The sequence below is a fragment of the Flavobacterium polysaccharolyticum genome, assembly GCF_038739875.1.
In the GTDB taxonomy this organism is placed as follows: domain Bacteria; phylum Bacteroidota; class Bacteroidia; order Flavobacteriales; family Flavobacteriaceae; genus Flavobacterium; species Flavobacterium polysaccharolyticum.
The window spans coordinates 62919-78245 of record NZ_JBCGDP010000014.1; the positions used below are offsets into that span (position 1 = coordinate 62919).

14 protein-coding genes are annotated in these 15327 nt (G+C 32.6%); 10 read left to right on the plus strand and 4 right to left on the minus strand.

The genetic code is table 11. The annotated features are described in order from the left end of the window. Positions 1–17: 17 nt before the first annotated feature. The 10 genes from WFZ86_RS14045 to WFZ86_RS14090 all read left to right on the plus strand — a co-directional run bounded on the left by WFZ86_RS14045 (position 18) and on the right by WFZ86_RS14090 (position 9043). Entirely contained in the window at positions 18–539 is a 522-nt protein-coding gene (locus WFZ86_RS14045; protein WP_342692516.1) for a hypothetical protein, read from the plus strand. Between the two features lie 6 nt (positions 540–545). Beyond that, entirely contained in the window at positions 546–1040 is a 495-nt protein-coding gene (locus WFZ86_RS14050) for a hypothetical protein (protein WP_342692517.1), read from the plus strand. Positions 1041–1043: 3 nt separating this feature from the next. Next, complete coding sequence (locus WFZ86_RS14055) at positions 1044–2720, plus strand: S8 family serine peptidase (protein WP_342692518.1); 1677 nt, start codon at positions 1044–1046, stop codon at positions 2718–2720. An 11-nt stretch (positions 2721–2731) separates the two neighbouring features. Next, positions 2732–4552 (plus strand): DUF2272 domain-containing protein, encoded by a 1821-nt coding sequence (locus WFZ86_RS14060; protein ID WP_342692519.1) that lies wholly within the window; start codon positions 2732–2734, stop codon positions 4550–4552. Between the two features lie 15 nt (positions 4553–4567). Next, entirely contained in the window at positions 4568–4855 is a 288-nt protein-coding gene (locus tag WFZ86_RS14065) for a hypothetical protein (protein WP_342692520.1), read from the plus strand. A 404-nt stretch (positions 4856–5259) separates the two neighbouring features. Next, positions 5260–5862, plus strand: a complete 603-nt coding sequence (locus WFZ86_RS14070) for a DUF2589 domain-containing protein (RefSeq protein ID WP_342692521.1) — start codon at positions 5260–5262, stop codon at positions 5860–5862. Positions 5863–5923: 61 nt separating this feature from the next. Further along, entirely contained in the window at positions 5924–6628 is a 705-nt protein-coding gene (locus WFZ86_RS14075) for a hypothetical protein (RefSeq protein ID WP_342692522.1), read from the plus strand. A 2-nt stretch (positions 6629–6630) separates the two neighbouring features. After that, positions 6631–7182: a hypothetical protein gene (locus tag WFZ86_RS14080; RefSeq protein WP_342692523.1), complete on the plus strand. Its 552-nt coding sequence runs from the start codon at positions 6631–6633 to the stop codon at positions 7180–7182. Positions 7183–7503: 321 nt separating this feature from the next. Then, entirely contained in the window at positions 7504–7719 is a 216-nt protein-coding gene (locus tag WFZ86_RS14085; RefSeq protein ID WP_342692524.1) for a hypothetical protein, read from the plus strand. A 121-nt stretch (positions 7720–7840) separates the two neighbouring features. Beyond that, the gene (locus tag WFZ86_RS14090; RefSeq protein ID WP_342692525.1) at positions 7841–9043 is read left to right on the plus strand and encodes an IS256 family transposase; all 1203 of its coding nucleotides are present in this window, start codon (positions 7841–7843) and stop codon (positions 9041–9043) included. Between the two features lie 57 nt (positions 9044–9100). Here WFZ86_RS14090 and WFZ86_RS14095 read toward each other — a convergent pair whose 3' ends face one another. From WFZ86_RS14095 to WFZ86_RS14110, 4 genes are all read right to left on the minus strand, one after another. Further along, the gene (locus WFZ86_RS14095; protein WP_342692526.1) at positions 9101–9274 is read right to left on the minus strand and encodes a hypothetical protein; all 174 of its coding nucleotides are present in this window, start codon (positions 9272–9274) and stop codon (positions 9101–9103) included. Between the two features lie 164 nt (positions 9275–9438). Then, a complete protein-coding gene (locus tag WFZ86_RS14100; protein WP_342692527.1) occupies positions 9439–13152 on the minus strand; it encodes an eCIS core domain-containing protein in 3714 nt (1237 codons plus the stop codon). Between the two features lie 23 nt (positions 13153–13175). Continuing rightward, positions 13176–14501: a hypothetical protein gene (locus WFZ86_RS14105; protein ID WP_342692528.1), complete on the minus strand. Its 1326-nt coding sequence runs from the start codon at positions 14499–14501 to the stop codon at positions 13176–13178. Continuing rightward, the gene (locus WFZ86_RS14110; RefSeq protein ID WP_342692529.1) at positions 14501–15325 is read right to left on the minus strand and encodes a glycoside hydrolase family 25 protein; all 825 of its coding nucleotides are present in this window, start codon (positions 15323–15325) and stop codon (positions 14501–14503) included. Before WFZ86_RS14110 ends, WFZ86_RS14105 begins: the two co-directional genes overlap by 1 nt. Positions 15326–15327 lie beyond the last annotated feature (2 nt).

Genomic DNA, 15327 nt, shown 5'->3' on the forward strand with positions numbered 1-15327 from the left:
ATTAAAACATAGAAACTATGAATCCACTTAATCTAATAATGAGTTATTTTATAGCAAATAGCAGAGCTGAACATTATGGAATAAAAGACCCTCAAGAAATTCAAAAAACGGGACTTATTGCAGGAATGATATCCACAAATCCAATAATCAGTTATTTGCTAATTGAAAATAAAGCAAAAGAATTGGAAGTAATTCCTACTAGAAATCCTGCTACAACTGAAACAGGTCCTCAAGGCAATACATTGCCAGGAGGTTCAACAACTCCAACTAATACAACAGATCCTGTTTTGATAAAATTGGATGAGCTTGATAAAAAACTTGGGGAGAATCAAAAAGCGATTGGTGAGCTTACCAAAAAAGTCGAAACCATTGAGAAATCTTCACAGGAAAATAAAACCGCAATAGAAAGTATTAATGCCAAAATTGCTGAATTGCCAAAAGTTATAGAAAGACTATATGAACTAGAGAAAAAAGTAGAGGCAATTAGTAATGTAAAACCTGCAACTGTAACTGAGGTAAAACCCATAACTAAAAAATAAAGCACAATGGAAACTATAACCACAACTAAAGCTGATGATATATTAAAAGCACTAAATGAAATTAATAAAAAAATAGATCAATTTGAAGCAAATAATATCAAAAACATATCAAAACTTATAGATGATAAATTTCAAAAGAATTTTCTAAAAGCTGGAAGTGTTGAAACTCAAAAGCTTAGTGATGAACTAGATTTTGAGTTAAAAAATATTCAATTACAAAATGAAATCGAAAAGTTTAGAGAAAATAAAATTGATGTTCAAAAGTTACTTCTAAATAAAAATATCAAGAATCTATCTAAAATAGATCAAGAAATTTTAACTAAACTTGATAAAATATCTGGTGATGGTCGGCTTTTAGATAGATTTTTAAAATCTCAAGAAAAGGATAAAAACATCTCGTTTTATAATTTAGTATTAAATTCATTATTATCAAGTTCAATTTTTAATATTGAGCGTAAGCTGATAGAATTAGCTAAAATTCCAGAACCTGTAATACCATAAACAATGGATCCGCGACTAAAAATAATACTTTACGGAAACCAAGAAGAAGAACTTTCACTATTAATGCGGTTGTCAAATTCAAAACTGTATCCTAAAAACTGCAAAGTGATTTCGCAATTTGGAGATATAATAAGTTGTAGGATAAAAAGAAAATTTTTAAACCAAGTTTATGACAGTCCAGAAGTGAAAAGTTTAAAAGCACCTAGAGTTATTCCGTCAGACGATTTTATTTATGAAAAAGTCAGACGTTACAAATACAAATCAAAAATAGCAATCAACGAGAATCAAACATCAAAAGTGGTTTTTGGAATAGTCGATTTTGGGTTCGATTTCACCCATCCAGATTTTATAAATAATGGAAAAACAAGATTTGAAAAAATTTGGGTGCAGTCCGAAAAAAATGATGGTAACAAGTTTGGCTATGGTAAGTTTATTGACAAAAATCAATTAAATGATGCCTTAGACGATGATTTTCCATTCAAAAAAATAGGCTATCATCCCGGAAAATCTGATTTGTTTGGTACAGGATCACACGGAACGCATGTGTTAGGCATTGCTTGCGGAAACGGAAGTGTAGCCAACAAAAGTTTCGCACCAAATTGCTCCATAATTGCTGTTGATATGGGCTCAAATCTGGTTAATGGTTCAAATTTATCACTTGGAGATTCAGTAAAACTAATTGAAGGATTGGATTTTATTTTAACTGAAGCAGGTAACCGACCAGTTGTAATTAATATGAGTCTTGGTGGTCACGGAGATGCACACACTGGGCAAACTCTAGTAGAACAAGCTATAGATAATCTCTTAACTTCAAGAAATAGTACCGCAATAGTGCAAAGTACAGGCAATTACCATCAGGCAAAAGCACACACTTATGGCGATATAAAAAACAACAAAAGAATTAAAATTCCCTGGTTATTCAAAAAAAAAGACAGAACACCAAACGAAATGGAAATTTGGTATGAAGGAGATGATATTTTAAGTGTGGATATTTATGATGATAATAAGAAATTATTATTGTCTTCTACTTCATTTCAAGATGAAATAATAGTTAAAGACAATCAAGAAGTTGGCATTTGTTTGCACAGAAGTAATGAACCCAATACGCACAAAAACCAAATAAATATTTTGGTAAATGGGAAACTAAACTCAAAATATTGGACCATTGAACTCATTGGGAAAAAAGTAAGTAAAGGCAGATACCATTGTTATATTGAAAGAGACGATAGCGGGCAATCGATTTTTTTACCACAAATAGTAAATAAAACGCACACCACCAACTCTATTTGCAATTCTAAATATAGTATAGTAGTTGGTGCTTATGATCAAACAGATAATAACAAAACTATATTACCATTCAGTAGTTCTGGACCTACAGTCGATGGTAGAATGAAACCAGAAGTTTTGGCTCCAGGATCTAAAATAAAATCATCTTGTTCTTCATCAAGTAGGGAGATTCGAGCTTCTAACAAGTTATGTTCAAAAAGCGGAAGTAGTATGGCGGCTCCTTATGTAGCTTCATTAGTTATTAAAATTCTTGAAAAAGAACCAAATTTAAATATAAAACAAATTCGAGAAAAACTATTTAAGGCGTGTGATCCAGCAGTTTTTCCTAATAATAATTTGGAAATTTTTAGAGCAGGAAATGGTTATGTAAATCCAAATAAAATAATCAAATAAAACACATCGTTATGGAAAATTATATCACAAATTATAGAAGAAATAGACCCAGTAATAATTTATTTGAATCTTTAAATTATTTTAATCAAAACGAACAAGTAGTCGCAACAAGACCTACAAATATAAAGGATTGGTGTGCTATTAGAAATCAAATCGCTTATATTTTAGGACAAGCTGAATTAAATTGGATTGATCCTTATGATGTGAGAAATCCAGGCAGATCAATAGGAGAAGCAGAAACAAACCTTGATGGAAGCTTTAAAATGATTGATCAACTCCAAGAATATTGGAGAGGTGTAAGAGGCACAAGAGCAAATCCACCAAGTTATCAAAATGTAAATCCTAGAAACACTGCTTTGGCATCGGCTAGAGGTCAAAATGCTTGGAGTGCGGCTTTTGTTTCTTGGGCTATGAGAACTGCTGGAGTTGAAGAATCTGATGGGTTTGTATTTAGTATGCGGCATATTACTTATGTGGTTCAAGCTTTGAGTAACTCAAGAAAAAGCGATGCTTCAAAGCCAGTTTGGCTAGTTGATAACACAAATGCTGTAGAAGTGGGCGATATTCTATGCTTTAATAGAGTAAATGATAACGGCGTAATGAGCAATCATACCTTAAATGGATTGGCTAGACTTTATCTTGATGCAAACAATAATGTTCGTGATTTAGAAAGTGTAGGAGGTGTATCCCATTGTGATGTAGTGAAAGAAATAATAGTTGAAAATAATAGAAAATTTGCAGTAGTAGTTGGCGGAAATAAAAGAAGTAATGGTACTGTAGCTTCAGTTCGAATTCGTTTGAATAATAACAATACCATTTTAAATCCAGCTGCTGTAACAAATCCAGGTAGTTGTTTTGGAATTATTAAATTAGGGTCAAGTTGTGCTCCAAGAATAACAGAATCAATTACTGAAGGCGAAGACGAATCGCTCCATCAACCTTTTTTTACAAATGCTTTTCTTTTTAGAAGAAATGCAAACAACCCAAATACTTTAAATGTGATTTTTGAAGGCGATTCTTGGCTTGATTATCCAATTCCTCGTGTGCTTGATTTGTACGACACTATTTCGGATAGAAACCAAAGCTTGAATCTAAATAGTTTGCACTTGGCAAAATTTGGAGAAACTACTAGTGATATGTTTAATGATAAAGCAAACTTTGTTCAATACATCAGTAACTATAGAATCGATAGAATATATTTTAGTGGTGGAGGTAATGATGTTTTTCCACAACTTGGGACAATATTAAATCCTGGAATCACTAGCTTTAGTGCTAATTTTTTTACAGATCAATCTAAGCTAAACGATTTGAGAAACACAGCTTCTGGAGATGAATTGTTTAGAAAATGCATTTTATATAAAAGATATTTAAACACTCGGGTATTTGAAAATGCACTTTTCAATACAGCTAACCTGAACAGAATTTTCAATACAATTGCAACAAATTATTTAGGATTTGGAAGTATTGTCAATTCAAATTCAACGCCAAATACTATATTTTATATGCATACCTATGATTATCCGTTGTATAAATTAGGTGTAAGACCATCGTTAGTTAATGTAAGTTTGCCACTCGGACCTTGGATAAAACCAGTATTTGATCGTTTACAAATAAACGATGAAATTTTAAAATGCTATATTATAATCAGACTTCTTGATAAATTTCATTATTTATTAAACTGTATAAAAGCAATATTTATTCAAAGAAGATATCAATTTCAAACTCAAATTATCGATTTTCGAGGCTTGCTAAATGGCTCACAATATTGGAGAGACGAAATACATCCCAACTCAGCTGGAGCTTCAAGATTATCAACTAGAGTTAATTTTTAATCTTAAAACACTGTTATGAAATTTAGAAATACACAAAATGACCTAACGGTAACGGCAATATGTGGCACAACTTGCTGCCTATTGTCGTTTGATATGGATGTTAATAAAACAAAAGGATTACTTGGTTTTGCTATCGAAAGAGAAGACAAAACAGAGCGTGAAAAATATTTTCTAAAAGGATTTAAGTATTTTGAAGAAACAGGATCTAGAACAGATAACGGTCAATTATTTACCTCATTCGAGCAGCCAATACAATCTTTTTTATGGGAAGATTTTACTGTAAAAGAAAAACATATCAATTAAAATATATTTTGATTGACAAACAAGATAAAAACACCACACTTATAAATACAGATTTTTATAATGTTAACACCCAATTAATTATTAAGAACAATTGTTTAAAAAAATTATAAATTGATAATTAATTGTTTTGGTTTTCCTTGTTTTTGTTCCATCATGTTTTTTTGTTAAGGTTAATTTTAAAAAAAGGTAATTGGATAAAACTATTTTAAATCGTTGATATCACAAGGGGAAATATCCCCTTTTTTTTGGGGTAAATTCAAAACTAAAATAGGGTGTGTTTACTCTTTTGTACAAACTTGTTATGATTCAACTTTGTATCGAACCATTTGGTGCACAAAATGGAGAGGTGGAATCTGAAAAACCTTAATAAGAGAGTAAGAAATAAATTTTAAATAATAATAAATATGTCAAATTTAGTCGCAGAATTAAATAGTTTAGATTTTAGTGTTTACATCGGTGGACCATTACAAGCAGCTGTTCAAGCGCAAAATGCAGCCTCTATGGCACAAGTTAATTTTATACAATCGGTTGGTTTTGAAGATGGAGCTTCTGCTACTGATCCAAAAAAGTTACGTTATGTAGATTTCAACTACAAAAAATCGGTTCCTAATCCAAATTATGATCCAGATCCTTTAAAAGCAAATGTACCAGGAAATACAAAATTTGATGAAAAAGAAGTCGAGATTAAAGTTCCGTTCTTAACCATGTTATCTATTCCAAGTATTAGAATTGAAGAAATGACCATTGATTTTAATGCGAAGCTTACTTCTACAGAAACCAAAAGTGTTTCTAGTGAGTTTGCTGCAAGTGCTGAGCTTGGTATTAATTACAAGATTGTCAATTTCAAAGCTTCTGCTTCATACAAGAGAACTTCGGTTACTGGTTCCAATGTAGAGAAAACCTATAACCTTGGAGTTCACGTTCGCGCTGTAAATGATGAAATTCCAGCTGGATTAGATCGAATCTTAACTATGCTAGAAGACAGCATTACGAGTGTAAACGAGTAATAATATTAAAATAGATTGGCTGTCTTGTTGGGTAGCCAATCTATTTAAAAAAAAAATAACTATGATAAAATTGAATGATTACCTAGGAAGTATTGTGGCTAGTTTTACCAATGCTAAAATAATGTCTGACCTTCAAACTGTAAAATTAGCTGAAGAATATGCAAAACATGATTATTTGAAATATTTTTCAATTCCAAGAATGCGAATTGACGATGTTGAAATGACGATTCCCATTGCCTTAGATGAAATTGAAAACATCTCAAAACCTCCAGTAATTGGTTTTGATAGTATCAAGATTAATACTTTGGTTTATAGTTTTCTATTAGAAAAACTTGGAGTCTTAAAAATCACAAAAGAGCCTTCCAGATTGTTACAAACGGAAACAGCGAAACAAGTTGGTGTTTTAGAAAAACAAATTAAACTAACCAACAGTCACGATCCTGTTTCGGGTTTTTCAAAAGAAATCGTAGTGTATTATTTAAAGACAATTGAAAAATATGCTTTGATAAATAAAGAGGCATTAGCCAAAATAAACATTGATTTGATTATTAAAGATTTAATTACAGTTTTAACGCGAGAAATTACAATTACTAAAGAGGTGGAGGCTTTAGCCAATCTTAATATAGTTGTTGAAGCTAATAAATTAAGAGAACTTAAGTCTGAAAATTTAATCTTCATTAAATTGAAAATTTCTGAGAATGGTATGGAGTGGAGTAGATCCGAAAATGCTAATGGAGAAATTGAATCAAAATTATTACCGGAATAGCGATGAAAAAATCAACATTGAATCTAGTTAGTGTTCTAAAAAATAATTTGTTAGAATTCCCAAAAATAACTAGAAGTTTAGAAAATAAAGATCCGTTTTTTGTAGAGAAATTATCGGCATGGATTCAAAAGAATGAAGAAATATTTAGTACTTATACGATTAGTGAAGTTTCGGAATTATCGGGATTGTATAGCAAATTGTTGATCCCAAGGTTTTCTGATACTAAAAATATTTCTTTTAAGAAAGCGCAATTAAAAGCTGCTTCGGAGATATTGTACGATTTACAAAGCTTGGTATTGACCGTTTTGAAACCCTTTGAATTGAAAGTGGAAGAGTGTAGAGAACTGGTAAAGCAAATCTTATTGATCATTAGTCAGGCACAAGTGGTAAAGTACGATGCCAATCTACCATTTGAAAATTTTGTCGATACTATTTGGAAATTTACAATGTCGAATGAACAATTGAAGGCAGGAGCGATAAAGTTGAAAACGATGCTAATTATGTCCGATATTCAAATGCTTATTGCAGAGGAAATTAATCTTGAAGATTTTTGATGGTAAAAATTAATACTATCCTAAATGATGTGTAAGCTTGACAATAATAAGGGGAGAACTTTTAATTAAAGTTGAACCCTTTTTTCAAATATATCGGGTTGTTATTTTGGATTACTTGCTTAATTTTATGAATGATTAAGGCTTTTTAAAATTAAAAGACTAACTATACAAGATTTATGGTAGTTTTTGGTCTAAAGAAGCGAAGTAAAATTAAACAAATGATTCATTTAAAAAGTTTCATTTGGATTTGCTAAGAAATCTTTTAGCTCAACTCGACACTTATTTTTTAATCAACTAACTTTTGATAAAGACCTCGCTTATATGCTAGACAACTTATACATACAAAAATTCCACGCAGATAAGATTGAAAAATATGGTTCAGAAAGTGCCCAAAGTCTGGCTTGGTTTTCTGCGGACGACCAACTGAAACGTTTTGAAATATTAACGCAAATAGGAGATTTAAATGATAAATCAATTCTAGATATTGGCAGCGGAAATGGTGATTTGTGTTATTATTTTCTTACTGTTCCGTCCTGAAAAAAGGGTAGTGTCTCACTAACTGTGTAAGTTGAAAAGTTATTCTGAAAATTTGAGCTAATTCAAAAAGCTCAAAAATTTTCGGAAATAACTTTTTAACCTTTTATATATTTACATAGTTATGATTGACAAAGACGACTTATTAAACAACAAAGATTTCTACAAATCCTTCAAGAGTGCAGAAGATTTAACTACATTCTTTCAAACGATGCATAAGCGAGCAGTGGAACACATGCTCGAAGCTGAACTTGATGCTCATCTAGACAATGAGAAACATGATAAAACTACTACGGGAAATTATCGCAACGGACATGGAACTAAGAAAATAAAGACCTCTTTTGGTCAACATGAAATCAAGGTTCCTCGTGATCGAGATTCCACCTTTAATCCAATGCTTGTTCCCAAAAGAGAAAACATCGCTCAAGGAGTTGAGAACGTTATCATTTCTCTTTATGCCAAAGGAATGAGCGTTAGTGATATTGAAGAACAAATTAGAGAAGTATATGATTTTGAAGTGTCCTCTTCAACCATATCTCGAATTACCAGTGCTATTACCAATGAAGTTGTGACTTGGCAAAACAGACCTCTAGAAGATCTCTATTTAATTGTTTGGATGGATGGTATTGTTTTCAAGGTTAGTGAAAACTCAAAAGTGATCAACAAAACTATTTATCTAGCCGTAGGACTCAACCGAGACGGCAAAAAAGAAGTGCTTGGAATGTGGCTGGGCAAGAACGAAACTAGTAGTTTTTGGATGAGCGTTTTAACTGATTTAAAGGCTCGTGGTGTTGAAGATATACTCATAACTGCCACTGATAATTTAAATGGATTTACTCAAACAATCCGAAGTGTTTTTCCTGAATCTCAAACACAAATCTGCGTGGTTCATCAAATTAGAAACGCGTGTAAATATGTGGTTTGGAAAGATAGAAAACAATTTACTGCCGATATGAAACATATTTATAACGCTCCAACAAAACAAGCAGCAGAACTCGCTTTAAATGATTTTGCCGGTAAATGGCAAAGTAAATACTCTTATGCCATCAAATCCTGGCGAGATAATTGGGATGAACTGACCGTGTTTTTTGACTTTCCAATCGAGATTAGAAAAATAATCTATACTACAAATCTAATTGAGAATCTTAACGGGAAGATTAGAAAATACACCAAGAACAAAATGTCTTTCCCAACAGATGAAGCAGTCCTAAAATCGGTATATTTGGCTCTAAGAGAAGCAACAAAAAAATGGTCAATGCCTATTCGAAATTGGGGAGTGGTTTTAAACCAATTTACCCTTATATTTGAAAAAAGGCTCCGATTATAAAAACCGAAGCCTTGACTTTTCAACTTACACACTTTTTGAGATAGTGTCGAAAAAAGTTTACACTTTTTTCAGGACGGAACAGTTTTCTATTCCTGATTTTAAATTGTCAGGTAAGCCTGTATTGTTGGCTTTTTTTTGCAAAATTTTGGAAGGACGATTGTTTTGTAATGTTTTAGATTTAGACTGAGCTATTTTACCTTCAATGCTGTTTGCTACAGATTCTGATTGCATGTTTCTTGTTTTATATCTTGTAGATGTTCAATAGTTCTTTATTTTAATCATCTTTATTTTTAAGGACTTATGTACAATTTTTGACTGTTGCTAAAACAGAAACATTTCCATAATAGCTTTTAAATTGAGAATTACAGGTAATTTCTATTCATTTGGTTTTCATTTCATTCGAGATTCTTTTTTATAACCAGTTGCCAATGTACACCAACATGATTGGCATATATTGTCGGATGCGGCTCACCATTTCCTAGTTTCGGCAGTTGAACAACTTGCTCCATACCATCTACGGAGCTGCTGCTGACAATACTTTTTTTGGCTTCTGTTTTTTTTGAAGGAAAATCCTTTTGTGTTCTCTGAGCCTTTTCGACTAATTGACTCATTTTGGGTCCCAGCCCGGGTTCGTCTCCAAAAACTGCGGCAGCGATAAGAGTTTCCAGAGCTGTATCATCTATATGTTGCGCAATAACTGTTCTTAATTCTATTGTTCTCTTAGAATTATGATTTTTAACAGTTGACTCTATTTGTTTTTGCAGAATTGACCAGGCAGTATCCAGAGTATGAATCAGACAGTCACCACTTCCCGAGTTTTTAATGATGTGATAACCCTCCGGATCGACTTCACCTTCTAGTACGGCAAGGCAAATTCCAAGCTGACTGGCAAGAGTATGTCCTTCACCTTCTGTAAGATAAGCATTGCTTGAAGCGACATCTTCTAAGTAAGCTTCTTTGAATAACGGAAATGAGTCCGGATTAATTGCAAGATCATTTATATCGTCATAATACCACAAATCCGGACTTTCCTTTTGTCCTTCTTTATTTTTCTCTTTTACATGACTTATTTTTTTCGTTTTTTTGACTTTCTTTTTAGGTTCGTTTTCTGAATCACTTGATGAATCATCAGATCCATTGTTATGTTTTCGTTTGATTCCTGAAATGTTTTGTTCATCTTTTTTGTTTAAAATTCTTTTCCATGAATAGGAGTTAAGGTTTTCTTTGAAATATCTTCTTATTTGGTTAGAAATAGTACTTCTTGGGAATTTTTCCTGAAGACCTTGGAAGAATCCTTTTATTATTTCATGACCATTTTTCTTATCGGCTTTGTGGGCCCAGTGAATCAAGCCATGCGGATTCATATTTTGTCCTCCTTCTTGTTGTTTTATTCCTGATACTCTTGTAACCAGTAAAGTTGAATCTTCACAATTTTTCCATTTTAGATAAACGTTTTCCTGTTCTTCAGATGTAGAAGATGTTAAATCTACTACCCAGACTTTTTTACCGCTATTAGTTAATTTTGAAAGTTCACTTTTAAAACTGATTTCTTTTTCAGTAGGTTGTGTAATATTTGGGTTAAGATCAAGTATTATGATATCTTTTGGAGCATAATCATAATCTGAAATTTCAGAATCATACATCATTTTCAAAAGATCATGATCTTCATAATATACAGAACTGTCTTTTGGGATCATTCCTTTTACAGCTGATTTTTTTTTAGTAATTTCAGTAGTAAGGTTTTTTATTCTAATTTCAAGTTCTTTTATTTGGTTATCTATTAATTCCAATTCTTCATCGTCGCTTGAAGTTTGACTATTTGCCTTTTTGTTTTTTTGCTTCTTTTTTAGCTCTGTTTGTTTCTTTTTTAGCTCTGTTTGTTTCTTTTTTAGCTCTGTTTGTTTCTTTTTTAGCTCTGTTTGTTTCTTTTTTAGCTCTGTTTGTTTCTTTTTTAGCTCTTTTCGTTTCTCATTTAAACCTCCATCATCTTTTGTAAGTAATACTGACAATGCTGCCATTCCAGATGGGACTACAACCTTACCAGTATTAATTTTTATTTTTTTTATCTCATCTTCATCTTCATATTCACTTTCACTTACGGGATCGTCATCAAAATCAATTTTATTTTTTTTATCTTTTAAAGTCTTTAATATATGCGAAAAAATAGCGAGTCTCTCTTTTTGTAAATCATCTCCCAATTCATCTTTTTCTTCCATTTTTTTATCATAATTTTTATCTAAATTTGGGCTAGATAAAATTCCGTTAGTTATATTTTTTTCAAGTTCTTCTGTAGTATTTTGATCAAAAATATCTTTCGCCATTTGACTTAACGTAGTGTCTTCTTGTTCTCCAAAAAACATAATGTTATCATGGTTACGTTCTAGAACTCTTCCAACAATACTCATGCCTTTTGCTCCCTTTTCGACTTGAGTAAAAACAAGATGTTTGAGTAAGGTTTTCTTTTCATTATAGCTTTCTAGTAACTCGGATGCTTTAATTGTATTTTCTTTTCCTCCATCCCAATATTTATATAAATCGTCAGTTTCTTTGACTTTATCTTTAAATTCAAACTTAGTTTTATCATCCATCAAATCATGTAACTCTTTATCAATTACTCCTAAAGCCTCTACAATAATTTTCGTGATATTTTTATTAATTCCAGGACTGAGTCTGATACTTAAATTGTCTCCTAGGTCAGCAAGTGTTGGGGTTTTAAATCCAAAACTACTTTTTTCTACCAATCGAGGTAAAGTTCCACCACTTTTTTGATTATAAAGACTTATCAATCTGGCAGAGAGAAGTTTTGTCATCCCTTTTGCTTGATCAGATCTAATGTTTTTTCCTTTGAAGCTTTCTCTTTCCTGATTGTCAATTATAAATTTCCTTAATAAAGGAAAATGAATAATAAGAGGCGGATAATTCCCATCATGAATTAATTCAATATTTTCATAAGTGCTTTTAAATTGTTTCTTTATAGCTCCTGATATTTCTCTTTGAGTAGTAATATATTGATCAATATTTTCTATTTCTTCGTCCATGTTATCCGAGAATTCTTCTTCAATTTCTACGTCCTTGTTGTCCGATAATTCTTCTTCAATTTCTTTAATTACACCTTCCAAAATTTCTAGATTGATTCCTTTAAAAAGATCAGGCAGAAGACCCAGTTTATTTTCTTCGGATCCAAATTTGTCACCAATGAGCTGAATTAGTTTGTTCTTATCACTTCTTATATAGCGAGGGTTTATACCCTCTCCAATAGCATTAAATATGCCCTGCTTTAAGACCCTTCTTAATTTTTTAGATTCATTAGATTCAGGATTATACTTGGCTTTAATTTCATTTTGATTATCATCAAAATCACTAGATTCATCATCGGAACTTGAAAATTTTTCACTGTCTTCAGAATCGTCCATTTTTTCAGAGTCATAAATATTATATCGCTCATCATCTGGAGATATTCCATATTGTTTAAATTGATTAGAGTTTTGATCGTACATATCATAAGTTCCATCTGTATTTTTTTTGGCTCTATATACTTTTAAATTCGAATCCAAAACAAGCTTTCCATCTCCGTCAGGGCCAATTTTGCCCTGAATTACATTGTTTACAGAAAATGTTTTAATTAATGAATTTTGGCCTTGTGCATTTGTCTTTTGAGTTATGTTTTTAGAATAAGATTCTTGTAAAGCCTTTTCTCCCATAATATCTGCTTCCTTCTCCAAGCCTTTATCATCATTCACGTTGACTTTGCCTTTCATTTGCATAGTAGGTTTTACTCTGCCTTGCTTTTGTTGTACCACATGCCAAGCCTCATGAGGTAAATGTTTTTCTTGTCCAGAGGCAATATGTATTTGGCTTCCTTGAGCGTAAGCATGAGCGTTTAACTGAGCTGGCTTGTCGGAATTATAATGCACTTTTACATCATCCATAGAATGACCAGATAGGTTTTCTATTCCTGATTTTAAATTGTCAGGTAAACCAGTGTTGTTTGCTTTTTTTTGGATAATGGTGGATGGGCGATTGTCTTGTAATGCTATACCTTTATTTTGAATGGCGTTTTCATTCAAATGATTGGTTGGTGAATTGGTTTTTTTTATAATTGATTCCATAATTTACTTGTAGAATATTGTTGTTATAAATGTCTGCTGTTCCAAATTTCCATTATCTCTTCCTCTCCCATTCCAGTTTCAAGTGATACAATTTCTGAAGAACCAGTTTGTTCCATCCGCGCAATGATGTATTGACGTTGTTCTTCTTCCTGGTCGTTTTGCATGGCCGCATAAGCATCCATCTGCCTTTCTTGCTCTTGAATATGTGCTATTGCTTGGTCAATTTGATGTTGAATATTTTGTGAAGCTTCAACCAATCGTTGCAATACTAAAGGTGTTTCAGCATCGTTCCCTAAATAATGTGGTACACTTTCAAATGCTCTTATTAATGGTGTTCTATAGTCGATTTCTAAATTAAGGGCTTCTACGGTAGCACTAAACTGGGCAATGTATTGGCTTACTCTTTCTCGTTCTGTGATGTAATCTCGACCATAGGTGCGATGCCTGTTAAAGCATGCCGTTCGTATCCCTGCAAAATAGCGAAAACCTCTGTTATTGGCATTTTGAAAAGTCATTCGCCTTTGATCGTTAGCAAACTCATCATCAAGCCTTGCTTTAGCATCATTCATGAGTGTACCATGATTTGCTGCAACATTCGGCACACTGTACTTTACGGGAAGATTAGCATGAACCATAGCTGCCAAATACGCCTGACAACTACGTTCTGTAAGTACTCGTTGTTGTCGTGCAGGTTCCGCATTTCCTGGGGCACATGGTTTTCGTTCAGTATAAATTTCGACAATTCTTGTTTGTCCTTCCGCATCGGGTGCTCGTGTTAAAACTTCGGCTCCATAAGTAGCTGAAATTTCAGCAATAAGTTTTTCTTCGCTGTGTCGTACTCCAAATTGACTATAAGCAAACTTAGTAACCACTTGTCCATCGGCTAGAATGATTCGTGCGCGAGCCAAATTATCGTTGCCAAAACTATTAAATCCTCTTGCTTCAGATTCCGCTCGATGTTGGTAGCTTTCCTCGTCAAGCGCTCCACCTAAATTTTCTTCTAGATACCGTTGAATAACACCTCCCAATGCAACTGTATTCGAGTTATTTTTTGCCAATTGTAATGGCTTTGTTTGGCTTTGTTGTACACTATCTAAAAGGTCTTGGTTTATTGACTCTAGGTTATTGGTTTGCGCTGTGTTGTTGGCTCTTTTTTTTAAAATTGTATTGTGGCGATTGTCTGTGAGTACTTTTTTTTGTTGCATGGAAACTGGACGATTATCTACAAAAAGTCTACCTTGTTCGCCAGCATGTAATGCTGCTACATGCAAAGCTTGAGGTCTTCTTGTTTTTATCGTATTTTTTTGTTCCACATTCATCGCACTTTTTGTCTTTAGGGCTTTTCTCACTATTTTTTCACAATCGTACTTCTTATAAATTTTCTCAATTCCAGTCGGTTGCCATTAAAAATATCATAATCAAAATTGGCTTCCTGGTAGGAGTAGCTATCGGAACGCTGCCATATCATCCATTTATTATCCCATGCTGAAGGAATATTACTGGTCGTAAGATCCTTTGTATAGGCTGCTATCCATAATGGGTACTTTGCAAAATCGGAAGTGTTTAAATATTTGTCTCCCGTTGATTTATTAGTATAGATCATAGGAATGCGACCTGTTATTTTTTCAACTTCTTTTAGAAAGAGCAGTATATTGTTTTGAGCAGTTTTTAAATCACCACAATTGGTATCCATACTACTGTTTTCTATATCCATAACTGGAGGTAAATGACCACTATTTAGAAATTGGTTATCCATAACAACTTTTGCAAAATGTTGGGCTTGCGCTATGGGATCATATTCGCAGAGATAAAAATGATAGGCTCCTCTTACCACATGTTTTTCTTTTAGGATATTGCAGTTTGCTTCATATGTTGGGTCGATATAACTGGTTCCTTCTGTGGCTTTGCAAATGACAAAATAAAGGGAATCTTTCTTTTTATTTAATGCAGTTATAAGATCGCCTTGATAGTGTGAAATATCTAATCCGTAAGTAACAGAATCTTTTGATAATAAATTTTTAACTAAACTCAATGGTTTATTATTTAAACTGTCTTTTGAAGGTTCAGCAATTGCTGTGTTTAATTCTGTCTTTAAGAAAGGTTTTATTTTTTCATTATAAGCCCAATCCACTAAAAACCATATTGCTAAAGCTAATGTTATATTTTTTAGCATCG